Genomic DNA, 16735 nt, shown 5'->3' on the forward strand with positions numbered 1-16735 from the left:
AACATTATTAACTGTTGTATTCGAGTTATTTCTCGTTTTTTCGACAAAGCTCGCACTTTAGCACTTCAACTCAATAAACTTGTTTATTATTCTGAAAAATAATGATAAAATTTTGATTATTGTAAATTAGAAAAAGGTGTATTAATGAAAAAAATATTTAGAAAAAAACCAATCAATGACCTTTTACTTAAAAGCGGTAACATGCAACTGCCCAAAACAATCGGTCCTTTTGATTTGATTATGTTAGGTGTCGGTGCCATTGTCGGTACAGGCATTTTCATTTTACCAGGGACGGTCTCTGCGCTCCATGCAGGTCCGGGAATTGTCTTCTCCTTTACGATTGCTGCAGTCGTCTGTGCTTTAGCAGCCCTATGTTATTCTGAATTTTCTTCTACTGTACCCGTTGCAGGGAGTGCCTATTCATATAGCTATATCGTTTTTGGTGAAATTATCGCTTGGCTTGTCGGTTGGGCGTTATTACTGGAATACGGGCTCGCAACAGCTGCCGTGGCAACAGGCTGGTCAGGTTATTTTGTTTCGCTGCTGGAAGGGTTGAGTATCCATTTACCGGTCGCATTGACAGGGGCTTTCAGTCCTGAAAACGGTACTTATATTAACTTGCCTGCAATCTGTATTATATTCGCCATTGGTGCTTTACTATCATTAGGAATGAAAGAATCGACGCGTTTTAATGCATTATTGGTCGCAATTAAACTTGGTGTTATTTTATTGTTTATTGTAGTGGGTATCTTTTATGTAAAGCCGGATAACTGGACACCCTTCTTGCCTTTTGGAATGAGCGGTGTATTCACAGGTGCAGCGCTCGTATTTTTTGCCTACTTAGGGTTCGATGCTGTATCTTCTGCTGCCGCGGAAGTAAAAAATCCACAGCGGAATATGCCAATCGGAATTATCGGTTCCCTGCTTGTCTGTACAGTATTGTATGTTGTAGTTTCGCTCGTACTGACAGGAATTGTTCCTTATACTGACTTGAATGTAACCGATCCTGTATCTTACGCGATGCAAGTCATCGATCAGGAATGGGCAGCGGGAATCATATCGCTCGGGGCTGTCATAGGGATGATGACTGTTATATTAGTCATGATGTACGGTGGGACACGATTGTTGATGGCTTTTGCCCGTGATGGTTTAATGCCTAAAATGCTGGCGCAATTAAGTGAAAAGCGCAAAATGCCCGCTAAAAATACGTGGCTGTTTACAGTGATTATTTCATGTTTTGCAGGATTTGTACCATTGGACTTGTTGGCGGAACTTGTAAATATGGGTACATTGGTTGCATTTATTTTCGTATCTGCCGGCATTTTGTATTTACGTAAAAATAAAAACTTGCCGCAAGATCGATTTAAAGTACCTTTTTATCCTGTTTTACCAATCTTATCATTTATTTTATGTATTTTTCTGATTACACAACTTTCCTTGCACACATGGATTGCTTGCGGTATTTGGTTTGTTATCGGGATAATCGTTTATTTTACGTATGGTAAAAAACATTCAACGATGAATTCTAAAACTGAATAATAAAAAAGAACAATATCTGCTCTAAAAAAGCGCAGCAAATTACTGGAACTAATTTGCTGTGTTTTTTTTTATTGAAATCCTACCCTGTAGTTGCATAAATTTTCTGACCTTATTAAATTGTTTGTTTTTGAACCTTTTACACAGGCCAACGAATTGCTAATATGAGAGATAATTTCAAGCAAGGGAGCGTCAATTATTATGGAATCGTCACGATCACTCACTACTTCATCAGAAAAAACAAAAGATTTAATTATTACGAGCCTTCTTATATCACTCGTATTCGTAGCCACATTTTTCATTAATATCCGTTTGCCGATTGCTGCAAATGGAGGGCTCGTTCACTTAGGTTCTGCCATGCTTTTTATTATCTCCATTTTATTTGGTCCGAAGAAGGGCGCAATGGCCGGAGCATTCGGTATGGCACTGTTTGATATTTTATCCGGCTGGACATTGTGGGCACCTTTTACATTCATCACACGGGGTCTACAAGGCTATATTGTAGGTAAAATTGCTACAATGCACGGAAAAAATGGCGGAAGCATTATTTATAACTTTGGAGCTATCGTTATCTCGATTCCATTTATGCTTGGCGGTTATTATATTTGTGAACGTGTTCTTTATGGAAACTGGGTCATTCCACTAGCTTCAATTCCAGGAAATCTCGTTCAGAACACAGTAGGTCTTCTCATTGCACTACCTGTATGTATCGCTTTGAAAAAACTGCCTCTTTTCAAATAAAAAATTGAGGCCCGGACATAAGGAATAACCATTAAGAGAAAAGATATTATTAAAAAACGGATATTTGAAAAATTGATTGGAATGCAGGGCGAGTGTTCGTGCTGACGGTTTTACCTTTCGCACTGCTAAAACACCAGCTGACGGCTACGCCTTTCTCTACAAGATTTTCTCTGTGACGAAAGCGTAAGCGACAGTCACAAGCAAAGCTTCCTACGGGAATAGCGTGACGTCTGAGACTAGGAACAAAAGCTAAGAACGCCACGTCCTGTGGCAACGCTTTTGTGACCAACATCCTGTTGGCCTCACGCCCGCGGAAAGCGTCCCGGAATGGAAATCGATTTTAACGTTCAGTAAAAAACGCTATTTTTCTCTGAGAAAAATAGCGTTTTTGGGTTATGTCCCGGCCTCAATCTATTTTATTTTACAAGCTTGCTGATTGCTTTGAATGTATCGCCTTTTGCTACTTGCTGCATTTCGAATAATGCCATTTCCACACTAGTTACTTGGGCACCAAGCTGCATCATTTTTTGGATGCCTACCTCTCGATTACTTGCTGTTCGGGAAGACACACAGTCTGCCAGCACTTCAACTTCATAACCGTTTTCCAGTAATTGAGCAGCTGTTTGATATACACAAATATGCGCTTCAATTCCGGCCAATAAGATCTTTTTGCGTCCTGTTTGCTGTAATGCTTGTACAAATTCCTCAGTATCATAAGCGCTGAATGTAATTTTTTCAATCGGTTTTTCATCTGTTAAATGCTCCGCAACTCGCTCATCTGTCGGACCAAGCCCTTTCGGATATTGCTCAAGCCATAAAATAGGTAATTCCAATAATTTTGCCCCTTGTACCATTGTGGCGATATTACCTACAACGAGTGCGCTTTCCTCAACAACTTGCGCCAATTTCCCCTGAATATCGATCAGTACTAATACTGCTTCTTCTTTTTTTAACATGAATATACCTCCCCTAAGTTGCATTCTTCTCTATTATACTGAACTTTTCCATTAAATGAGTAGTAGATGCTCCATTGAAACGTAACGCATGACGCTGTATAGTAAAAAGAGAAATGGAGGATATACATGTTGCGTCTTAGTTGGCTCATTAGTATGGGCATCAGTTTATTTGGAGTATTGATCATCCAGCACTTTTTCACGGTAAAACCGGATGATGTTGCAAATGGAGGAAATCTTGGTGCACTTGGTTTGGCACTTGTGGCACCATTTATTATACTTAGTTTATTTATTACGTTTCGATTCTTTACGGAAAGTGCAAGAAATGCAAAAGATCAACTTATGCGTATGATTTATTTAGTATTTGGAGTTGCGCTGTTAGTGGCGTTCATCTATTATGCCATTGATTTTTCAAACAATGTGTATGCGTCCCTCGGCGGTGATACGAAGACACCCGGTTCCACAATCTATCGTTTCCCTCTATTAAATGAGTATACGAATCACGTTTTTCTTAACTTTTATACGTTTGGAATTGTCCATACATTAAGTGCTTTAGTCGGCGCTGTTACAGGAATGGTCAAGCCTGCCAAACAATCTCCGTAATAACAAAACCCGAATGGTCATTGAACCATTCGGGTTTTGTTATTGTTAATTAGCGTACTTCTGCACCAGCTGCTGCTAATGCTTTTAATACTTTATTGTGCGCTGCGACTACTTCTTCATCTGTTAATGTGCGCTCCGGGTCGAAGTATGTTAATGAGAAGGCTACTGATTTTTTACCAGCCGTCATTTTCTCCCCTGCATAAACATCAAATACTTTAACTTCTTTCAATAAAGAAGTTCCTGCACCTTTAATAATACTTACAATTTCACCAGCTGGAGCTGCTACATCCAATTCTAGTGCGATATCACGACTCATTGCCGGGAAGCGCGGAATCATTGAATAAACAAGCTCTTCTTGTGTTGCACTTAAAATAGCATTCAAGTTCAATTCAGCTACATATGTTTCTTTTACATCAAATGCTTTTTGTTCTTGCGGATGAAGCTGGGCAATGACACCCACTTTTTCGCCATCTAATAATACATCAGCTGTACGACCAGGATGCAGGCCGTCTGCTTGCGCTTTTACATAGCTTACACGAGATGTTAAGCCTAATTTTGCAAACACCGCTTCTACAATACCTTTTGCAACGAAGAAATCAACATTTTTCTTTTCTCCCTGCCATGTATTATCAATCCATTTACCTGTTAGCACAAGCGCTAAGTGCTCTTCTTCAAATGGTAGCTCTTCGGCAGTTTGTCCAAGGAATACTGAACCAATTTCGTATAATGCTACCGTTTCCGCTTGACGGGCTACGTTATAGCTTGCTGCCTCAACTAAGTGAGGAATTAAGCTTTGGCGTAATGTTGAGCGTTCTTCAGACATAGGCATTAATAATTTTGTCGTTTCTTCAGCTTTTAATGCAAACTTTTGAGCGTGCGCTGCTGATGTTAATGAGTAAGTTACCGCTTGATAAAGACCGGCACCTTCCATAACGTTGCGTACAATACGACGTCCTGCTTGATATGGCGTTAAGCGGCCAACTTGATCACTCGCTGGTAAGCTTACAGGAATCTCATCATAGCCATACATACGTGCAATTTCTTCAACGATGTCTTCAGGAATTTTAATATCTTGACGACGCGTTGGCGCATCAATGATCAATAAGCCATTTGCTGCTTCCACATCAAATTTTAAACGCTCTAAAATAGACAGCATATCCTCTAAAGAAATCTTCATACCTAAACGGCCGTTAATAAAGTCCGGTGATACAACAACACGAGCAGGTGACTTATCAAGTTCATCAACTAGCACTGTACCTTCAAGTACTTCCCCTCCTGCTAATTCAGCAAGTAATTGTGCTGCACGCTCTGCTGCAGGAAGAACACGATTCGGATCAACACCTTTTTCAAAACGTGCGGAAGAATCCGAACGTAAGCCGATTTCTTTTGAAGTACGGCGGACAGAAGCCGGATTGAAGTATGCAGATTCGATTACTACTGTCGTTGTAGTATTTGATACTTCTGATTTAGCACCGCCCATAACACCTGCAACCGCTTCAGCTTCTTGGCCATTTGTAATGACAAGATTGTGGCCAGCCAATTTACGTTCCTGATCATCGAGCGTTGTCATCACTTCGCCATCGCGAGCCATACGCGTCACGATTTCACCAGTTGCCAATTTATCATAGTCAAATGCATGTAATGGTTGACCGTATTCCATTAATACATAGTTTGTAATATCAACTACGTTATTATGTGGTCGTACTCCTGCAGACATAAGCGCATGCTGCAGCCATAATGGAGATTCTTTTACTTCAATATTTTTTACAACTTTTGCTGCATACATCGGGTTGGCTTCTTTATCTTCTACCGTTAATTTTAAAACATCTTCCGCTTTTTCGGCAGAAGCTGTAAAATCGATTTCCGGTAATTTTACCTCTTGAGATAAAATTGCTGCCACTTCATAGGCAACACCTAGCATGCTCATTGCATCCGAACGGTTCGGTGTTAAACCAAGCTCAAGCACTGTGTCACGTAAACCTAAAACATCTAATGCATCGGTACCTGGAACTGAATCCGCTGGCAGTACATAGATTCCTTCAGCATAAGCTTTCGGCACTAAACGGCCTTCAATCCCCAACTCTTGCAGTGAACAGATCATTCCGTTTGATTCTTGGCCGCGTAATTTTGCTTTTTTAATTTTAATGCCGCCTGGCAATTTTGCTCCTGGACGCGCTACAATGACTTTTTGACCTGCATCTACATTTGGTGCACCACATACGATTTGTTGAAGCTCTTCTTCTCCAACATCCACTTGGCATACATTTAATTTATCTGCCTCAGGGTGTTTTTCTTTTGATACAACATGACCCACAACTACATTCGACATGCCTAGTGAACGGTCAATTACTGCATCTACTTCAATCCCCGCACGCGTAATTCTTTCTGCTAATTCATTTCCTTCCAATGAAGAAATGTCTACATATTGACTTAACCATTTTAATGAAACTAACATTTATATTGTCCTCCTTCTTACACTTCTGCCTGGTGGAATTGTGATAAGAAGCGTGTGTCATTTGTATAGAAATGACGAATATCATCCACACCGTATTTTAACATTGCGATACGTTCTGCACCGATACCGAAAGCAAAACCTGAAAGCTTAGTTGAATCGTAGCCAGCCATTTCAAGTACGTTCGGATGTACCATACCGGCACCTAAGATTTCGATCCAGCCAGTTTGTTTACATACATTACAGCCTTTTCCTGAACATTTATGACAAGATACGTCTACTTCAACAGATGGCTCTGTGAATGGGAAGAATGATGGACGAAGGCGGATTTCGCGTTCTGCTCCAAACATTTTCTTCGCTAGCGCATCAAGAGTTCCTTTTAGGTCGGACATTCGGATATTTTCACCGATCACTAGACCTTCAATCTGCATAAATTGATGTGAGTGAGTTGCGTCGTCTGTGTCACGTCGGAATACTTTACCCGGGCAGATTACACGGATTGGTTCGCCTTTTTTGGCTTCCATTGTACGTGCCTGAACTGGCGACGTATGTGTACGTAATAACGTTTCTTCTGAAATATAGAATGAATCCTGCATATCACGGGCCGGGTGACCTTTAGGCAAGTTCATCGCTTCAAAATTATAGTAGTCTTTTTCTACTTCCGGTCCTTCTACGATTTCGTAGCCCATTCCTAAAAACAGGTCTTCGATTTCTTCGATTACACGTGTTAACAGGTGACGGTTTCCTGCACGCACTTTAGCGCCTGGTAACGTAACATCGATTGATTCGTTTTCAAGCTGGGCTGAAATTGCTGCTTCTTCTAATACTGCCACTTTCTTTTCAAGTTCAGCTGTTACATTTTCGCGCACAGTGTTAACTAGTGCACCCATTTTTGGGCGTTCTTCTGCAGAAAGTTTCCCCATTCCTTTTAATAAGTCCGTGATTGGTCCTTTTTTACCTAAGTACGCAACACGAACTTCGTTTAATGCTTTTAAGTCAGCTGCATCGGCAATTTTGGCTAATGCTTCTTGTTCCAGTTGCTTTAATTGTTGTTCCATTTACAAAGTCCTCCTTATAATATTTGTGGATAAAATCTTTCTCTTATACCCCGTTGTTTTCCGTTCCGGCGGACGCGTTTCGCGGGCGGGCGCCAATCCTCCTCGTCGCTTTGGTGCTCCTGTCGCTTCGCTTTCGTCGCAAATAAATTTCCTGCGGTGTATCGGCTGTCCCGCTATTCCCGCAGAAAGCTTGCTTGTGACGAAAGGCGCTAGCCGTCAGTCACACTCGCCGCCTGCACTCCAAACAACTAGTCTCGTTCATAAATAAACTCCACTGTTAACATTAATATCCACAATATCAGAAAATAAAAAATCCTCGTCCCCTAAGAAAGGGACGAGGACGAGTTTCGCGGTACCACCCTAGTTATTGCGCAATTGCAATCACTTCATTGGAGCTAACGACTATGTCTAGCCGGCAATCCTTTCACCACAAGTGGATCCCGGATGCTGCTCGCGGGGTGAACTTCACTATACAATTTGCTAGCAAGCTTTCAGTCATTGGCTTGCATTCCCTAAAACAAATGTTGTATACCTACTCTTCCCGGTCAACGCATTTCGTAATATATTCTCCAACTAGTTTAATGCATTTTTGTACATTTTTCAACTAGCTGGAGTGTTTTTCATCATTACATATCCCAAAGAAGGATTAATAAAGAACCTAAAACAGTCAATACTACTAAACCGATTCCGTATACGATGTTCGAGTAGATAGCCCACTTGTCATTTGTTTCACCAGCGTGCATGAAAACAATAAACTGTAAACCAGCTTGAATGAATGCTGTTACTAAAAGGATAACCATCCCAGTTGTGAATGACATATCTGTAAAGTAAACAAGCATTGCAATCACTGTTAAAATCAGTGAAAATACGAAGCCCATAATTTGGCCTTTTGGAAAGAACTTAGCCATAGATTACATCATTCCTTTCAAGTAAATGAAACTGAAGATGAAGATCCAAACAACATCCAGGAAGTGCCAGTATAGTGAGAATACAAATGTTTTCCCTGCTGTTACTGAGTTAAGTCCACGTTTGGCAATTTGGATCATTATGAAGATTCCCCAGAATAAACCGAACGTTACGTGAAGACCGTGTGTTCCTAACGTTGTTAATAAAGCAGATGTGAAGGCACTAGTTGTAATACCTGCACCAACATGTACATAGTGTACAAATTCATAAATTTCTACAGATATGAATGCTGCACCAAGCAGTAATGTTACACCCATAAATGACAATGTCGCTTTTTTACTGCCAAGACGCATCGCATGAATGGCTAAACCGATTGTAAAACTAGATGTTAAAAGAATGAATGTCTCTGCCAGTACTGGACCGATTTCGAAAATCTCAGCAGCAGTTGGACCGTCACCTGTACGACCAGAAAGAACAAAGTATGATGCGAATAATGTACCGAATAACATAATTTCCGCACCTAGGAAAGTCCAGAATCCGAAGATTTTCAGGTTATTTTCCTCTGTAGAATATTCCAATGGAACATTGTTATTAACTTTACCCATTATTTCGCACCTCCTTCTTTATCATATTTTTTTTCGATTAATTCAACTTCTTCTTTATGGATATGGTAGCCATGGTCGTCTTCTAGAGAACGGTAACCCATACAAGCTAAAATACCGATTAAGCTGATGATAGCTAAAGTAAACATACTGAATACTAGAGCGAAACCACCGATGAAGAAGAATATTGATAAAATAAATGTTTGACCTGAGTTATTTGGCATGTGAATATCTTGAATTTCACCTTTGAATAACTTCGTGCCATTTTTCTTAGCATCCCAGAAAGCTTCTGAAGTTGAATCAGTTACATCTGGAGTAATTGCAAAGTTGTAGTGTGGAATTGGCGTATGTGTTGCCCACTCTAGACCACGTGCATCCCATGGATCTGAACCGATGTCGCGTGGAGAGTTTTTGAAACTGTACCAAATGTTCCATACTAGCATTAAGAATGAAATCGACATGATTCCGGCACCGACGAACGATACCATATTTAATGTACTGAAACCTGAAGCTTCAGAGTAAGTGTACATACGACGTGCTTGACCATCTAAACCAGTGATATACATTGGAATGAATGATAGTACGAAACCAAATGACATTACCCAGACAGTAGCTTTACCTAGTCGCTCATTTAACATGAAACCGAACATTTTTGGCCAGTAGAATGTTAAACCAGCTAACATCGCGTAAACAACACCAGGGATGATTACGTTATGGAAGTGAGCTACTAAGAACATTGTGTTGTGGTATTGGTAGTCAGCTGCTGACATCGCAAGCATAACCCCAGTTACACCACCAAGTGTGAATAAAGGAATGAAGTGCATTGCATACAACATTGGTGTCGTAATAACAATTTTCCCTTTATAAAGTGTGAATAGCCAGTTGAAAATTTTAACCCCTGTTGGGATCGCAATTGCCATTGTTGTGATCGAGAAGATCGAGTTCGTGAATGCACCTTGACCCATTGTAAAGAAGTGGTGAGTCCATACAGCGAACGAGAATACTGAAATTACGATCAGTGACCAAACCATTGACGTGTAACCATATAAGTTACGACGTGCGAATGTCGAAATAACTTCAGAGAAAATACCGAATGCAGGTAAGATCAAGATATAAACTTCTGGGTGACCCCAAACCCAGAACAGGTTGGCCCAAAGCATGTCCATACCACCGTCACCGATAGCAAAGAATTTAGTATCCCATAGACGGTCCATCGTACCCATTGCTAAAGCAACTGTTAATACCGGGAACGCGAATACGATAATTAAGTTTGCAATAAGCGCTGACCAAGTGAACATTGGCATTTTGAATAATGTCATCCCTGGTGCACGCATTTTAAAGATTGTCGTAATGAAGTTAATACCTGTCATTAACGTTCCAAGACCGGCAATTTGTAGTGCCAGCATGTAATAGTTTGTACCAACTGATGTACTGAATTCATTATCCGCTAACGGGAAATATGAAGTCCATCCAGCATCAGGAGATCCACCAACGATGAATGAGATATTGAATAATCCCATACCCATGAAGAATAACCAGAATGCTAAGTTGTTTAAACGTGGGAACGCAACGTCACGTGCCCCGATTTGTAATGGTACTAAAAAGTTAAAGAAGAATGTAATGAATGGCATCGCCATGAATAAAATCATGACTACTCCGTGAGTTGTAAATACTTCGTTATAGTGCTGTGCGTCTAAGAAACCGTTTTCTGGAACAGCTAACTGTAAACGCATCATTACGGCATCGACCCCACCGCGGAAAAGCATAACTAAAGCAGTGATTAAATACATGATACCGATTTTTTTATGGTCAACAGTTGTAATCCATTCACGCCATAAATAGCCCCACAATTTAAAATAAGTAACGATCGCTACTAACGCGATTGACCCTAAAACTATAGAAGCCATTGCGATATAAATTAATGTGCTTGGGTGTGGAACTGCAAACTGTGCAAAGAATTCCGACATAGTAGTACTCCTTTCGAAAAGTTGTTACTTTCAAAAATTAGTGTGAAGAATGATCCTCTTCAACTTCTTCTTCTGAAGATTCATCATGGTTGTGTTCCGGAGCTGGTGAGAACTCTAGATGTGTACCTGTATAAGTTTGTTTACCAAGATGACCTGGCTCTAATAATTCATCAAACTTCTCTTCTGTTAATGGAGCAGCCGTTTCATGAACATCTGACACCCACTCATCAAATTCTGTTTGAGTTAATGCTGTTACATCAAAAATGTTTTCTGCTGTACCACGACCTGAGAAGTTCGCGTTACGTCCCCAGAATTCGCCTGGGTTGTCAGCAGCTAAGTGTAATGTTGTTACCATGTCTGCCATTGCGTATTTCTGACCGCCAAGTTGTGGAATCCAGAAACTTGTAATTGGACCGTAAGAATAAAGTTTAAATTCAATTGCACGTCCAGCAGGAATGTATAGGTAGTTTACTGTTTCAATACCTTGTTCCGGATAGCTGAAGTGCCATTTCCAGTTAGATGATGAAGCATAAATAACTAAAGGTTCCTGATCTTCATATTCTTGAGGAACATTCTCAACAATGTAGTTACTCTTAACAGAAACAAATGATAAGAAAATAACGATGATTACAGGAATACCAATCATAAATGTTTCTACAAGCCAGTGACCATGAATATGCGGTGGCTCGTAATCTGGACTTTGTTTTGATGCACGGTATTTAAATAACATAAACACCAAAATTGCTAATACTGTTAGAACAATCCCTGACATTAAGTAAATTAATAACATTGTGTCATCGGCTTGTCTTTGAGCTTGAGGACCTTTAGGATCAAGTACTGCTAACTTATCGTTACAGCCTGCTAATAGAATAGCACCTAGTCCCATGAAAGAGAGTAATGTTCCCTTCATATTTACTTTCATAGTTGGACTCCTTTCCAATTAAATAGAGCTTGTTAGATTTTGCTTAAGCGCTTTCATGTGAGAGCGAAAATAAAATAACGACGATAGTGCGACTACGAATGAATAATTTCACTTATTACTATTTACACTATGCATATAGTGGCAAATAGCCAGACCATCAATTCATCACCATTTAGAACTTTAAATTGAATCCCATAAATAACAGTTTGCACACTATTTTAAAAAGCATTATTTTATTTTTTTGTTGTGACAACTTAAGGCGTCTGTCTAACCTACTTAGATTTTAGTTAAACATCATATGGGTGTCAAAACATCAAAATGGAAAAAACCCTTCTTTCTGCCATTTTTCGAGCAATTCTTTTTTAGTATTTTAAAATAATGACGACAAATGCAGTAAAATAGAGCAATTGCGAGCAAAAAGATAACCCCATTTCAAAAATGACATTTCTATGAACTCGTTAAAGTTCATATTTTGCGACTAATCAGAAAGCTCAATAACTTTCTATTTATGGATTTTATTACCACTTTTCTCCTTATTTTTTAAAAGAAATGGGATTTTATAAGTATTTGCTTACAAAATCCCTCACCAACTTTTCACCTGTTTATTTTACAAATGAATACAATAAAATTCCCGTTGCAACTGCTACATTCAAGGATTCTGCCCCGCCTAAAATAGGTATGATGATGTTCTGGTCTGTTTTTGCCAAAATTTGCGGATTAATACCACTTCCTTCATTACCCACAATTAATGCAAATGAATCACTTGGTTCCACTTTTTTGTATGAAATCGATTCTTCTAATGAAGTGCCATACACACGGATACCATCAGCCTGCAGGTTTTCCACCCATTCCATCAAGTCGCCACGGACGACTGGAATATGGAAATGGGAGCCTTGTGCAGAACGCAATGATTTAGGATTAAATGCATCCACACTGCCCTTCCCTAAAACAACAGCATCAATTCCGGCTGCATCTGCAGTTCGGATCATCGTACCGATATTTCCAGGATCTTGGACTGCATCGACTAATAATACTTTGCGCCAATTGAATTGCTCATCTTCGGAGATTTGGCGCTGCTTACAATGGGCAAATACCCCTTGGGAATTTTCAGTTTCCGCGATTTCTTTTGACACCGTATCATTAACATGGACTAAAACCACTTCGTCTATTGCCCATAATAATGGCAGATCAACACCATCACGCACAATAATTTGCACGATTTGGTCTTTATGCTTCAAGGATTCTTCCACTAAATGAAACCCTTCTACAATATATTCTCCTGTTTTTTCACGTTCCTTACGTTGGGTAACAAGCTTTTTCCAATGCTTTACTAGCGCATTTTGTGTTGATTCGATTCTTTTCATCATTTCCCGTCCTTTTTTACGTACTCGATTGTATATTCTATCACAATTAATTTGTAATCCATAACGCAATGCTATGTATAAAGTTGATTATTTTGAGCAAAGTATAGGGAAAAGGAGGTTTCATATGGATTTTCAAATTCGACAAGCAATTACAGCCAATGTAACAGGCTCAGATGCCGCTGAATTCCAGGATATTGTCAACGATGCAATTGCACGTGGCGAAGAACATTTACTTCCAGGGCTTGGTGTATTTCTGGAAAAATGGTGGAATGGTGCAAGTGAAAGTGAGCGCAGCGAATTCTCACAAAAACTGGCAAAGCAATTTGTCAGCTAATATTTAGCATAACCACCTATCATTCAATTATGATGCCAAACAAAAAAGCAATCCGGCGTCTCCCGGATTGCTTTTTCTATGTAGTGATGGGGCATTCCATCTTGAATACAGACATCACTTGTAGTTCTTCATGAATCGTCACAGCGTCTCCCGTTGTTATTCATGTTGGACTACTACATTATTCATTTGCCCTTCCTGCCTATAAATAATGTATGGTTCACAGCGGCGACTACAACCCGTAGTACAGCCTGCTGTACCTTGCTTTTTTACGCCAGTAAAGATACTAAAACTGCTTTTTGTGCATGCAGGCGATTTTCTGCTTGCTCAAATATATAAGAATTTGGACCGTCAATAACTGACGTCGCAACTTCTTCCTCACGATGTGCCGGTAAACAATGAAGGAACATATAATCCGGCTTTGCATGGGCTACTAATTCATCATTGATCTGGTAACTTTCAAAATCCTTCAGTCGTTTTTGAGTTTCTTCCTCTTGCCCCATTGATGTCCATACATCTGCATAAACAGCATCTGCATTTGTAACAGCTGCCACCGGGTCATTAGTTACCATAATTGTACTGCCGTTACGAGCAGCGATCAGCTGTGCTTTTTCGATAATACGCGTATCACATTCATATCCTGGCGGTGTGGCTACTGCTACATGCATACCAACATGTGCTGCGGCAACGATAAGCGCATGTGCTACATTATTTCCATCACCTACATAAGCGATTTTTAATCCTTTCAATTCCCCTTTATTTTCGGCAATTGTTTCAAGATCCGCTAATGCCTGACATGGATGATCTAGATCTGTTAAACCATTAATAACTGGAACCGAAGCATTATCAGCCAATTCTTCAACCATTGCGTGGGAGTTGGCACGGATCATGATTCCGTCTAAATAACCTGACAATACTCTTCCTGTATCTGAAATCGGTTCACCACGTCCAATTTGCATATCACGCGCATTCATATACATACCATATCCGCCAAGCTGCTGCATGCCTACTTCAAACGATACACGTGTACGCGTTGAACTTTTCTCAAAGATCATGCCAAGTGTTTTACCTTCCAATAATCGTGGGCATTTGCCCGCTTTTGTTATTATTTTTAATTGTGTTGCAAGTTCAAGAAGTTGCTTCACTTCTTCACTCGTATAGTCAAGCAATGTTAATAAGTCTTTTCCTTTTAAACTTTCAACAGGCTTTAATTGCACCTCTTCTAATAATTTCATCATTACACACCTCTGTGAGCTTTATGTTGTTTTTATTATACAAATGAATAATTATAAAATCAAGTGAATTATTATAAATTATTTAAATTAATTTAATTGTTCAATAATTACCTTCATCATGATACTACTTCTTCAAAACAAAATAATTACTTAAACGATACTTATAATGATTAATGAAGAAAATTTATGATTTTCATTGAATTCCTATTCATTTTTTAGCATACTATTTACAGCGGTACTTTTTGGAAATAATTTACTCGTACTGCTAATTGATTTTAGGAGGAGTTATTATGCCGAACGCTATCCATACAGTGCAATTACCATTATCAAACGATGTAATCTGGAATTTTCTAAAGGATTACAACAACTGGGCACCATTAATCCCAGGTTATATCGTGCATGAAGCACAACATGATACACAGTTCACTTGGACTTTACTTGCAGATTTAGGATTTACGAAAAAAAAGATTACACTTCAAGTCGATATAACGGATTCAATTGAACCAAGTGCTGTAAAGTTTAACATTAAAGGCTTGTCGGACACCTTTGATGGTAACGGCTATTTTAATATTGCTGCCGACAATAACGAATCCGTTCAAGTTACAGGAAGCCTTGATCTATCTGCAGGCGGTTTTATGGGGATGATGATCAACCCTGTATTGGAAAGTTTCGTACCTAAAGCGACGACCGATTTGACGAACTCAATCGAAACAAAGCTTACTGCCCTACATGATGTAAAATAAACAAAAAACCATTAACTTTCCCGATAACCGGAAAATTAATGGTTTTTGCTAATTATAATGAAGGTTTGCTAGCAAGCTTCAACATATGACACACTTGATTTATCAACACTAACGTGACCTCGCTCGCTTAATTCAAATACAAATAGTAAAAAAGATTCCGAAAAACCCCAACCTTTTCTACAAAATCAGTTTAATTATTAAATTCTATTGAAACACCCCATCGCGGACAATTTGTGATTCCACCTTAACATTCACTTTCATTTGCGGATATAACTCATACCATTTTTCTTTATCGACGATTACATTGCGTACCCTTGCCCTAAAACGCTCACCAAAGTTAAATATATCCGAGTTTACGTCCTGACTGTACTTAATAATTCGCTTTATTTCACTTTCGATTTTATGATTGATTTCCTTTTCAAGTTTTTCAATTGTTTTTGGTTCATCTACAATTAAATCAGCATTAATTTCCCTTAAACGACATTCCATTTTTATCGTTAAGTCAAACTCAGGCACTGATGGATCCACAAGTTTAAGTATTGGCTTAGAATCAATTGTATCAATCGCTACTGCCAATTCATCAAATGATTTTTCAGCTAAGCCATCCAGCGTTGATTCGGGCAATTCCAATTGTAATGTACCATTATGAGTTCGCTCTCTGATCATCATTATATACATTGTATCATCAGCAGAAATCTGACCGACGACTTTACTGTCTTTAAAAAGGGCCATACCTGTGATGATAATATTTTCTTCCTCTTTTTTGATTATCGGAAGGGCATAGCTTTTTACTAAAGAATATTTATCTCTATTCACTTCATGGAGAGTTGATGAGAGCGCATGATGATGTTCAATATTTTGCTGGATTAACTGGTAAATATGTTGTCCAATATCCGTTATATTTTTATAGTTATATTCCAGTAACTCTTTTATATCACCTTCAACAATGGCTAAATAGGTAGCGTTACTAATTTCAGCACTCATTTTTAATATGTGTAGATTGTGGTCCAACCCTTCTTTGGCCAATTTCTCACCGAACAATACAACCCGCAATTGACCTGAACCTGTTATTTTTGAGGTTTTTAAGTCAATTTTCGTCCGTGCCCACTTACTTGTTGCAGCTGTTGCAGATTGAATCTCTACCCGGCTTTCCAAATCTTGATTAATTTGTCTAATTACTGCGGTGGAAGACAGCTCTCCTCCATCTTCCAATTCATACCCGACTAATGTCATTAAACTTATATTTTCTAAAATTTTCTGTTCTGCACAGCCACCTAAGATAAATGTAAAAGCGATTACTATAATGAGTTTTTTCATATAGC

15 protein-coding genes and 1 other annotated feature are annotated in these 16735 nt (G+C 39.1%); of the genes, 5 read left to right on the forward strand and 10 right to left on the reverse strand.

Annotated elements, in window-relative coordinates:
- Positions 1–144 precede the first annotated feature (144 nt).
- Positions 145–1539, forward strand: a complete 1395-nt coding sequence (locus MKZ25_RS13445; RefSeq protein WP_340801967.1) for an amino acid permease — start codon at positions 145–147, stop codon at positions 1537–1539.
- Between the two features lie 198 nt (positions 1540–1737).
- Positions 1738–2277 (forward strand): ECF transporter S component, encoded by a 540-nt coding sequence (locus tag MKZ25_RS13450; protein WP_340801968.1) that lies wholly within the window; start codon positions 1738–1740, stop codon positions 2275–2277.
- Between the two features lie 416 nt (positions 2278–2693).
- Here the strand turns inward: MKZ25_RS13450 and MKZ25_RS13455 are convergent, their stop codons facing one another.
- Entirely contained in the window at positions 2694–3233 is a 540-nt protein-coding gene (locus MKZ25_RS13455; RefSeq protein WP_340801969.1) for a hydrolase, read from the reverse strand.
- 126 nt (positions 3234–3359) lie between these two features.
- On the opposite strand from MKZ25_RS13455, the gene MKZ25_RS13460 reads away from it, so the two are divergent.
- Positions 3360–3833: a nucleoside-diphosphate sugar epimerase gene (locus MKZ25_RS13460; RefSeq protein WP_340801970.1), complete on the forward strand. Its 474-nt coding sequence runs from the start codon at positions 3360–3362 to the stop codon at positions 3831–3833.
- 49 nt (positions 3834–3882) lie between these two features.
- Here MKZ25_RS13460 and pheT read toward each other — a convergent pair whose 3' ends face one another.
- The 7 genes from pheT to MKZ25_RS13495 form a co-directional block, all read right to left on the reverse strand.
- Complete coding sequence (gene pheT, locus MKZ25_RS13465) at positions 3883–6288, reverse strand: phenylalanine--tRNA ligase subunit beta (RefSeq protein WP_340801971.1); 2406 nt, start codon at positions 6286–6288, stop codon at positions 3883–3885.
- A gap of 17 nt (positions 6289–6305) precedes the next feature.
- On the reverse strand, positions 6306–7343 hold the full coding sequence (gene pheS, locus MKZ25_RS13470; RefSeq protein ID WP_340801972.1) for a phenylalanine--tRNA ligase subunit alpha: 1038 nt from the start codon (positions 7341–7343) through the stop codon (positions 6306–6308).
- A gap of 327 nt (positions 7344–7670) precedes the next feature.
- Positions 7671–7901 (reverse strand) — a binding site (T-box leader).
- Positions 7902–7969: 68 nt separating this feature from the next.
- A complete protein-coding gene (gene qoxD, locus MKZ25_RS13475; RefSeq protein WP_340801973.1) occupies positions 7970–8251 on the reverse strand; it encodes a cytochrome aa3 quinol oxidase subunit IV in 282 nt (93 codons plus the stop codon).
- A 3-nt stretch (positions 8252–8254) separates the two neighbouring features.
- Positions 8255–8854 (reverse strand): cytochrome aa3 quinol oxidase subunit III, encoded by a 600-nt coding sequence (gene qoxC / locus MKZ25_RS13480; RefSeq protein WP_340801974.1) that lies wholly within the window; start codon positions 8852–8854, stop codon positions 8255–8257.
- On the reverse strand, positions 8854–10818 hold the full coding sequence (gene qoxB / locus MKZ25_RS13485; protein ID WP_340801975.1) for a cytochrome aa3 quinol oxidase subunit I: 1965 nt from the start codon (positions 10816–10818) through the stop codon (positions 8854–8856). Before qoxB ends, qoxC begins: the two co-directional genes overlap by 1 nt.
- 37 nt (positions 10819–10855) lie before the next feature.
- Positions 10856–11740 (reverse strand): cytochrome aa3 quinol oxidase subunit II, encoded by an 885-nt coding sequence (gene qoxA, locus MKZ25_RS13490; RefSeq protein ID WP_340801976.1) that lies wholly within the window; start codon positions 11738–11740, stop codon positions 10856–10858.
- Positions 11741–12342: 602 nt separating this feature from the next.
- Positions 12343–13104: a TrmH family RNA methyltransferase gene (locus MKZ25_RS13495; protein ID WP_340801977.1), complete on the reverse strand. Its 762-nt coding sequence runs from the start codon at positions 13102–13104 to the stop codon at positions 12343–12345.
- Between the two features lie 124 nt (positions 13105–13228).
- Here MKZ25_RS13495 and sspI point away from each other — a divergent pair, with 124 nt between their 5' ends.
- A complete protein-coding gene (gene sspI, locus MKZ25_RS13500) occupies positions 13229–13438 on the forward strand; it encodes a small acid-soluble spore protein SspI (RefSeq protein ID WP_008407703.1) in 210 nt (69 codons plus the stop codon).
- Between the two features lie 266 nt (positions 13439–13704).
- Here the strand turns inward: sspI and argF are convergent, their stop codons facing one another.
- Complete coding sequence (gene argF / locus MKZ25_RS13505) at positions 13705–14670, reverse strand: ornithine carbamoyltransferase (protein ID WP_340803024.1); 966 nt, start codon at positions 14668–14670, stop codon at positions 13705–13707.
- 290 nt (positions 14671–14960) lie between these two features.
- Between argF and MKZ25_RS13510 the strand changes: the two genes are divergently transcribed.
- Positions 14961–15413 (forward strand): CoxG family protein, encoded by a 453-nt coding sequence (locus tag MKZ25_RS13510; RefSeq protein WP_340801978.1) that lies wholly within the window; start codon positions 14961–14963, stop codon positions 15411–15413.
- 204 nt (positions 15414–15617) lie between these two features.
- Here the strand turns inward: MKZ25_RS13510 and MKZ25_RS13515 are convergent, their stop codons facing one another.
- On the reverse strand, positions 15618–16730 hold the full coding sequence (locus tag MKZ25_RS13515; protein WP_340801979.1) for a Ger(x)C family spore germination protein: 1113 nt from the start codon (positions 16728–16730) through the stop codon (positions 15618–15620).
- Between the last annotated feature and the right edge of the window lie 5 nt (positions 16731–16735).

This window comes from Solibacillus sp. FSL W7-1464, assembly GCF_038004425.1.
Classification (GTDB): domain Bacteria; phylum Bacillota; class Bacilli; order Bacillales_A; family Planococcaceae; genus Solibacillus.